We start from the raw sequence: 6887 nt of genomic DNA, 5'->3' as shown, positions 1-6887 counted from the left end.
TTCTCCCCGTCACTATACGGGGAGAAGGTGCCGGCAGGCGGATGAGGGGCAGCGCAAGCAGTTGCCCGTTGGCCCTCGCCAGTCCTCTTACGTGTTCATCGAATCGAAGAAATCCGCATTGGTCTTGGTCTGCTTGAGCTTGTCGATCAGGAACTCGATTGCGTCGGTGGTTCCCATCGGCGCCAGGATGCGGCGCAGCACGAAGATCTTCTGCAGATCCTGCTTGGAAACCAGCAGGTCTTCCTTGCGGGTGCCGGACTTCAAGATGTCCATGGCCGGATAGATGCGCTTGTCGGCCACCTTGCGGTCGAGCTGGATTTCGCAGTTGCCGGTGCCCTTGAACTCTTCGAAGATGACTTCGTCCATGCGGCTGCCGGTATCGATCAGCGCGGTGGCGATGATGGTCAGCGAACCGCCTTCCTCGATGTTGCGGGCGGCGCCGAAGAAGCGCTTCGGCCGCTGCAGCGCGTTGGCGTCGACACCGCCGGTCAGCACCTTGCCGGATGACGGCACGACGGTGTTGTAGGCGCGGCCGAGGCGGGTGATCGAATCGAGCAGGATGACGACGTCGCGGCCATGCTCGACCAGGCGCTTGGCCTTCTCGATGACCATTTCGGCGACCTGCACGTGGCGCACCGCCGGCTCGTCGAAGGTCGAGGAGATCACCTCGCCCTTCACCGAGCGCTGCATGTCGGTCACTTCTTCCGGCCGCTCGTCGATCAGCAGCACGATTAGATAGCATTCCGGATGGTTGGCGGTGATCGAGTGGGCGATGTTCTGCATCAGAACCGTCTTGCCGGTACGCGGCTGCGCGTTGATCAGAGCGCGCTGTCCCTTGCCGATCGGCGCGACCAGGTCGATCACACGCGGCGAGATGTCCTTGGTGGTCGCATTCTCGATCTCCATCTTCAGCCGCTTGGTCGGATAGAGCGGCGTCAGATTGTCGAAGTGGATCTTGTGGCGGATCTTTTCGGGATCGTCGAAATTGATGGTGTTGACCTTCAGCAGCGCGAAATAGCGCTCGCCCTCTTTCGGGCTGCGGATCGGCCCTTCGACCGTATCGCCGGTCTTCAGCGAAAAGCGCCGGATCTGCGACGGCGAAATATAGATGTCGTCGGGACCTGGCAGATAATTGGCATTGGCGGAGCGCAGGAAGCCGAAACCGTCCTGCAGCACCTCGACCACGCCATCACCGATGATCTCGATCTCCTGGGCGGCCAGCTTCTTCAGGATCGCAAACATCAGCTCCTGCTTGCGCATGACGCTGGCGTTTTCGACCTCGAGCGATTCGGCATAAGCGATCAGCTCTGGCGGTTTCTTGTTCTTGAACTCGGCGAGTTTCATTTCTTGCATAGACGGACCTTGAATAGATGGAGTCTGGGTAGGCTTTGGGAAAATATCGGCGGGATGCGACAAATGCCGGGCGCGGCCGAAAACAATGAGGGGCGGCGCATGACGGGAAGGAAGACCCGTCTTTTATCGTCGGTCGGGTGAAAGAGCAAGCTGCGTTTTGCGTGACCTATGAAGGCTTGAAACGCATCACTGCCCGTCGTTGTCTCCTGGCCGTTTTTGAGCAGCATGCATCAGAACGGCTTGACCACCACCAGGATGACGATTGCGATCATCAGCAATGTGGGGATCTCGTTGACCATCCGCCAGTGCCTGGCCGGTTTTTCATTGCGGTCCTCGGCGAATTTGCGCACCGCGCCGGCCAGATATCCGTGAACGGCGGACAGCAAAAGCACCGCACCGATCTTGGCATGCAGCCAGCCGCCCTGGAAACCAAAACCCTTCCAGGCGAGCCACAGGCCGAACACCCAGGTGACGATCATCGCCGGGTTGATGATGCCGCGCAGCAGGCGCCGCTCCATCACCTTGAAGGTCTCCGATTGCACCGAGCCCTTCTCGGCATCGGCATGATAGACCAGCAGCCGCGGCAGATAGAGCATGCCCGCCATCCATGAGATGACGGCGAGGATATGGATCGCCTTTGCCCAGAGATAGAAGCTGTCGGGTGCCGCGAAATACAAAAGCGCGGTGAGAACGACCAGCACCGCGATACCTGATATCATCCGCATCATCGCCTGACCGGTGCTGTTCGCGTTTTTCATCTCAGCCATCAGCGTGTCGCGCTCCGCACCCGACTCACCATCGCCTCGACATGGGCGATCGGCGTCTCCGGCGTGATGCCGTGACCGAGATTGAAGATCAGCGGCCCGTCTCCCAGCGCCCTCAGGATCGCCTCGACGCCATCCGACAGCGCCTTGCCGCCAGCCACGAGCCGCAAGGGATCGAGATTGCCCTGAACCGCACCCGAGCGCTGCAATTCCTTCGCTGCGATCAGGGGTACCGTCCAGTCGATCCCCAGCGCCGTCACGCCGGTCTTCTGTCGATATGTCCGGTAGCGCGAACCGGCACCCTTGGGAAAACCGATGATCGGAACATCGGGATGAACCGCCCGCACCCGGCCAACGATCTCGGCCATCGGCTGAACGCAGAACAGGTCGAAACTCTCATCGTCCAGCACGCCGGACCAGGAATCGAATATCTGCACCACATCCGCACCCGCCTCGATCTGGCGGATGAGATAGGCGGCCGAATGTTCGGCAAGCACCTTCAGCAATCGTTGAAAGGCCACCGGTTCGCGATAGGCAAAAAGCCGCGCCGGCGCCTGGTCGGGCGTGCCATGACCGGCGATCATGTAGGTCGCCACCGTCCACGGCGCGCCGCAGAAGCCGATCAGGGTTGTCTCTTCGGGCAGTTTGGCCCGCAACCGGCGAACCGTCTCATAGACCGGTTCGAGATTCACGTGAAACACCTTGCCTTCCAGAGCCAAAATCTCCGGCGCGGTGATCGGCGTCAGCAGCGGCCCTCTGCCCTCTTCAAAGCGAACGTCACGGCCAAGCGCATGCGGAACGACAAGGATATCGGAAAACAGGATCGAGGCATCGAAACCAAAACGCTCGATCGGCTGCAAGGTCACTTCGACCGCAAGGTCGGGATCGTAGCAGAGGTCCAGGAACGAGCCTGCTCGCCTGCGTGTCTCCCGATACTCCGGCAGATAGCGTCCGGCCTGACGCATCATCCAGAGCGGAGGCGGAAAATGAGCCTTGCCCTTCAGGACATCCAGCATGATCCGGTTCTGGGGCATCGGGCGCTCGCTTCTCCCAGCCTCTTCTATAATCAAAGATTCTTATATCTAAGATTCTTCTGATTCTAAGAGTCTGTTGGTTCTGGTGGTTGTCACCTGTCCCGCTTTGCCCCGGAAAACACCAGCCAACATATTGTCGCGTGCTTCTTTTTCCCAGATGTAGGGTTCTGGGGATGGCTCGGAATCGATCAATCAAGTCAAAGCGTTAGGCATTGCGGTGAAAGGCGGGTCCTGTGGACGGACCGTAGTCGAAAAAAGCCGTCCCCAAACTTGTCCCCAATCGCCCGACGAAGCTGACAGCGCATCGAATTGTGGACAAACTGCCATCTGATACAGTCGCCTCCGACAGGCCAGTCTTTTCATCCCGCTTTATCCACAGAAGCCCACAGCCCCAGGTGACCCCCTGTGAACAAACCCCAGAGCTTCTTCCACCTGCACCTGATTTCCGACGCGACCGGCGAAACGCTGCTCGCCGCCGGCCGGGCGGCTTCGGCGCAGTACAAGGATGCGCGCGCCATCGAGCATATCTATCCGCTTATCCGCACCGAAAAGCAGGTGGCGAAGGTGTTCGAGGACATCGAGGAGGAACCGGGCATCATCCTCTATACGGTCGTCGACCAGAAGCTGGCGCGCGGCATCGACGAGCGCTGCGCGGCCATGGGCCTGCCCTGTGTATCGGTGCTGGAGCCGGTGCTGACCGTGTTCCAGTCCTATCTCGGCACCCCGGCCGGCCGCCGCGTCGGCGCCCAGCATGTCCTCGACGCCGAGTATTTCCGCCGCATCGACGCGCTCAATTTCACCATGGACCATGATGACGGCCAGTTGCCGCTCAACATGGACGATGCCGATGTGGTGCTGATCGGCATTTCTCGCACGTCGAAGACGCCGACCAGCATCTATCTCGCCAATCGCGGCATCAAGACCGCCAACATCCCGATCGTGCTCGGCGTGCCGGTGCCGGAAAGCCTGGTTGCCGCCAGCAAGCCGCTGATCGTCGGGCTGATCGCCACCGCCGAGCGCATCTCGCATGTCCGGCAAAATCGCATCCTCGGCAACAGCGGCTCGTATGAGGCATCGGATTATGTCGACCGCGCCGCAATCGGCGAGGAGCTCGCCTATGCCCGCAAGATCTGCACGCGCCATGGCTGGCCGATGATCGACGTCAGCCGCCGCTCGATCGAGGAAACGGCGGCGGCCATCGTTGCCCTGCGGGGGAAGAATAGATAGATGAGCGAGGAGTGCGTTTTCCGAGTCTTCCCTGGCGGAAATTCGGCGCCGCCCCTCACCTGCCTGCCGGCATCCTCTCCCCGTATAGTGACGGGGAGAGGGGCGCTGTCATTGATGGTTTCGCCAATCGCGACTGTGGCTGGAAACAGCGCCAGCGCTGAAGCTGCCCCTTTCTCCCCGTCTCTATACGGGGAGAAATGTCCGGCAGGACAATGAGGGGCAGCGCCAACCTTACAGGACTAGAGCTGATCATACTCCAACCGCGCCTGTGTCTGCGCCCGAGTGCAAAATGACCGAAAAACTCATCCTCGCTTCCGGCAGTCCGTTCCGAAAGGCGATGCTGGTCAATGCCGGCGTCGACGTCGAGGCGGTGCCGGCCGATGTCGACGAGCGTGCGCTCGAGGCGCCTTTGCAGGACAGCGGTGTCTCACCCGAGGACGTCGCCCTGGTGCTGGCCGAGGCCAAGGCAACCGAAGTCAGCGAGCGCAGGCCGGGTGCCCTGGTGCTGGGCTGCGACCAGACGCTGTCGCTCGGCGACGAGGTGTTCCACAAGCCGGCCGATAGGGAAGGCGCACGCCGTCATCTGCTGGCGCTGTCGGGCAGGACCCATCAGCTCAACAGCGCCGCGGTGCTGGTCCGCGACGGCGAGGTTTTGTGGCGCCATGTCGGCATCGCCTCGATGACCATGCGCAAGCTCGACCCGGCCTTCATCGGCCGCCATCTCGCCCGCGTCGGCGCCAAGGCGCTGTCCAGCGTCGGCGCCTATCAGATCGAAGGCGAAGGCATTCAATTGTTCGAGAAAATCGAAGGCGACCATTTCACGATTGTCGGCTTGCCGCTGTTGCCGCTGCTTGCCGAACTGCGCACGCTGGGAGCGATCGATGGCTGAGGCGTCAAAGAAGGCTTTCGTCACCGGCCATCCGGTCAAGCATTCGCGCTCGCCGAAGATCCATGGCCACTGGCTGGCCAAACATGGCATCGACGGAAGCTACCAGGCCATCGATGTCGCGCCGCAGGATTTTGCCGAGTTCGTGAACACGTTGCAGGCAAACAATTACCGCGGCGGCAACATCACCATCCCGCACAAGGAAGCGGCCTTCGCATTGGCCGAACGCCGCGACGAGGCGGCGCAGGAAATCGGCGCCGTCAACACGCTGTGGTTCGAGGGCGGCGTCCTGTGGGCCGGCAACACCGACGGTCACGGCTTTGCCGCCAACCTCGACGATCATGCACCGGGCTGGGCAAGCAAGGGTCCGGCGGTGGTGCTCGGCGCCGGCGGCGCGTCGCGCGCCGTCATCCATGCGCTGAAGCAGCGCGGCGTTGCCGACATCCGCATCGTCAACCGCACTGTGGCCCGGGCGCAGGAATTGCGCGATCGTTTCGGCGCCGGCGTGTCGGCGCATGGCATGGCGGCGACCGATGAACTGCTCGGCGATGCCGGCCTGCTGGTCAACACCACCGCGCTCGGCATGCATGGCAATGAAGGCCTGTCGGCCGATCCCGCCCGGCTGCCCGACCATGCCATCGTCACTGACATCGTCTATGTGCCGCTGGAGACGCCGCTGCTCGCGGCCGCCCGTGGGCGAAATCTGAAGGCGGTCGACGGCCTTGGCATGCTGCTGCATCAGGCCGTGCCCGGCTTCGAGCGCTGGTTCGGCGTCAGGCCGCGGGTGACGGCCGAACTCCGGGCGCTAATCGTCGCCGATCTGGTGCCGAAGCCATGATCGTGCTCGGCCTCACCGGCTCCATCGGCATGGGCAAGTCGACAACGGCCAGGATGTTCGCTGACGCCGGCGTGCCGGTCCATGATTCCGACGAGACGGTGCATCGCCTCTATGCCGGCAAGGCAGCCCCGTTGGTCGAGGCCGCCTTTCCCGGCACCACATCTGCCGGGGTGGTCGACCGGGCAAAGCTTGGCGCGCGTGTGCTCGGTGACGCCGCCGCGCTGAAGCGCCTCGAGGCGATCATCCATCCGCTGGTGCGCGCCGACGCCGATGCCTTTCTGGCCAGGCATCGTAGATCAGGCGCGCCGATCGCCGTCCTCGACATTCCCCTGCTGTTCGAAACCGGCGGTCGCAACCGCGTCGACAAGGTCGTTGTCGTCACTGCGCCGGCCGAGACCCAGCGCGCCCGCGTGCTGGCGCGGCCTGGCATGACGGAGGAAAAGCTGGCGTCGATCCTGGCCAAGCAGGTGCCGGATGCGGAAAAGCGGCGTCAGGCCGATTTCATCGTCGACACCGGCCAGGGGCTGGACGCCGCGCGCGCGGCGGTCAATGCGATCATCAGGCAGCTGATAGGAGTCGGCAAACCAGGCCGCTGACACTGGCTGATGTCGGCGCCGCCCCTCATCTGCCTGCCGGCATCTTCTCCCCGTATAGTGACGGGGAGAAGGACGCTGTTGCAAAGGATTTCGCCAATCTCCAAGGTTTCGGAAAGGGAGCCGAGGTTGCGGCCAGTGTCCAGCCGATAGATGGGTAACAGTTTGAACCGGATAGATAGGTAACAGTTT

7 protein-coding genes are annotated in these 6887 nt (G+C 62.3%); 4 read left to right on the top strand and 3 right to left on the bottom strand.

Translation table 11 applies throughout. From position 1 onward, the window contains the following. Positions 1-87: 87 nt before the first annotated feature. The 3 genes from rho to hemE form a co-directional block, all read right to left on the bottom strand. Entirely contained in the window at positions 88-1353 is a 1266-nt protein-coding gene (gene rho / locus EOB59_RS32995) for a transcription termination factor Rho (RefSeq protein ID WP_127268017.1), read from the bottom strand. A gap of 230 nt (positions 1354-1583) precedes the next feature. Further along, positions 1584-2120 carry a protoporphyrinogen oxidase HemJ gene (hemJ, locus tag EOB59_RS32990; RefSeq protein WP_127808583.1) on the bottom strand — a complete coding sequence of 179 codons (537 nt, stop codon included), beginning with the start codon at positions 2118-2120 and terminating at the stop codon, positions 1584-1586. After that, positions 2120-3151 (bottom strand): uroporphyrinogen decarboxylase, encoded by a 1032-nt coding sequence (gene hemE / locus EOB59_RS32985; RefSeq protein ID WP_128290176.1) that lies wholly within the window; start codon positions 3149-3151, stop codon positions 2120-2122. The genes hemJ and hemE overlap by 1 nt, the downstream gene beginning before the upstream one ends. A gap of 405 nt (positions 3152-3556) precedes the next feature. On the opposite strand from hemE, the gene EOB59_RS32980 reads away from it, so the two are divergent. From EOB59_RS32980 to coaE, 4 genes are all read left to right on the top strand, one after another. Further along, positions 3557-4378: a pyruvate, water dikinase regulatory protein gene (locus EOB59_RS32980; RefSeq protein WP_127320737.1), complete on the top strand. Its 822-nt coding sequence runs from the start codon at positions 3557-3559 to the stop codon at positions 4376-4378. 289 nt (positions 4379-4667) lie between these two features. Then, positions 4668-5267: a Maf-like protein gene (locus EOB59_RS32970; RefSeq protein WP_128290175.1), complete on the top strand. Its 600-nt coding sequence runs from the start codon at positions 4668-4670 to the stop codon at positions 5265-5267. Beyond that, positions 5260-6102, top strand: coding sequence for a shikimate dehydrogenase (locus EOB59_RS32965; RefSeq protein WP_128290174.1), 843 nt, complete (start codon positions 5260-5262; stop codon positions 6100-6102). Before EOB59_RS32970 ends, EOB59_RS32965 begins: the two co-directional genes overlap by 8 nt. Further along, entirely contained in the window at positions 6099-6698 is a 600-nt protein-coding gene (gene coaE, locus EOB59_RS32960) for a dephospho-CoA kinase (RefSeq protein WP_127398791.1), read from the top strand. Before EOB59_RS32965 ends, coaE begins: the two co-directional genes overlap by 4 nt. The last annotated feature ends 189 nt before the right edge of the window (positions 6699-6887 follow it).

It is taken from the genome of Mesorhizobium sp. M7A.F.Ca.MR.176.00.0.0 (assembly GCF_004023165.1).
GTDB lineage: Bacteria > Pseudomonadota > Alphaproteobacteria > Rhizobiales > Rhizobiaceae > Mesorhizobium.
Note: the sequence above shows the minus strand (reverse complement) of the source record. Positions and strands in the feature narration are given on the sequence as shown.

Coding starts and splice junctions, on each gene's coding strand:
- rho (WP_127268017.1), bottom strand. CDS start 1,353: ATGCAAGAAATGAAACTCGCCGAGTTCAAGAACAAGAAACCGCCAGAG.
- hemJ (WP_127808583.1), bottom strand. CDS start 2,120: ATGGCTGAGATGAAAAACGCGAACAGCACCGGTCAGGCGATGATGCGG.
- hemE (WP_128290176.1), bottom strand. CDS start 3,151: ATGCCCCAGAACCGGATCATGCTGGATGTCCTGAAGGGCAAGGCTCAT.
- EOB59_RS32970 (WP_128290175.1), top strand. CDS start 4,668: ATGACCGAAAAACTCATCCTCGCTTCCGGCAGTCCGTTCCGAAAGGCG.
- EOB59_RS32965 (WP_128290174.1), top strand. CDS start 5,260: ATGGCTGAGGCGTCAAAGAAGGCTTTCGTCACCGGCCATCCGGTCAAG.
- coaE (WP_127398791.1), top strand. CDS start 6,099: ATGATCGTGCTCGGCCTCACCGGCTCCATCGGCATGGGCAAGTCGACA.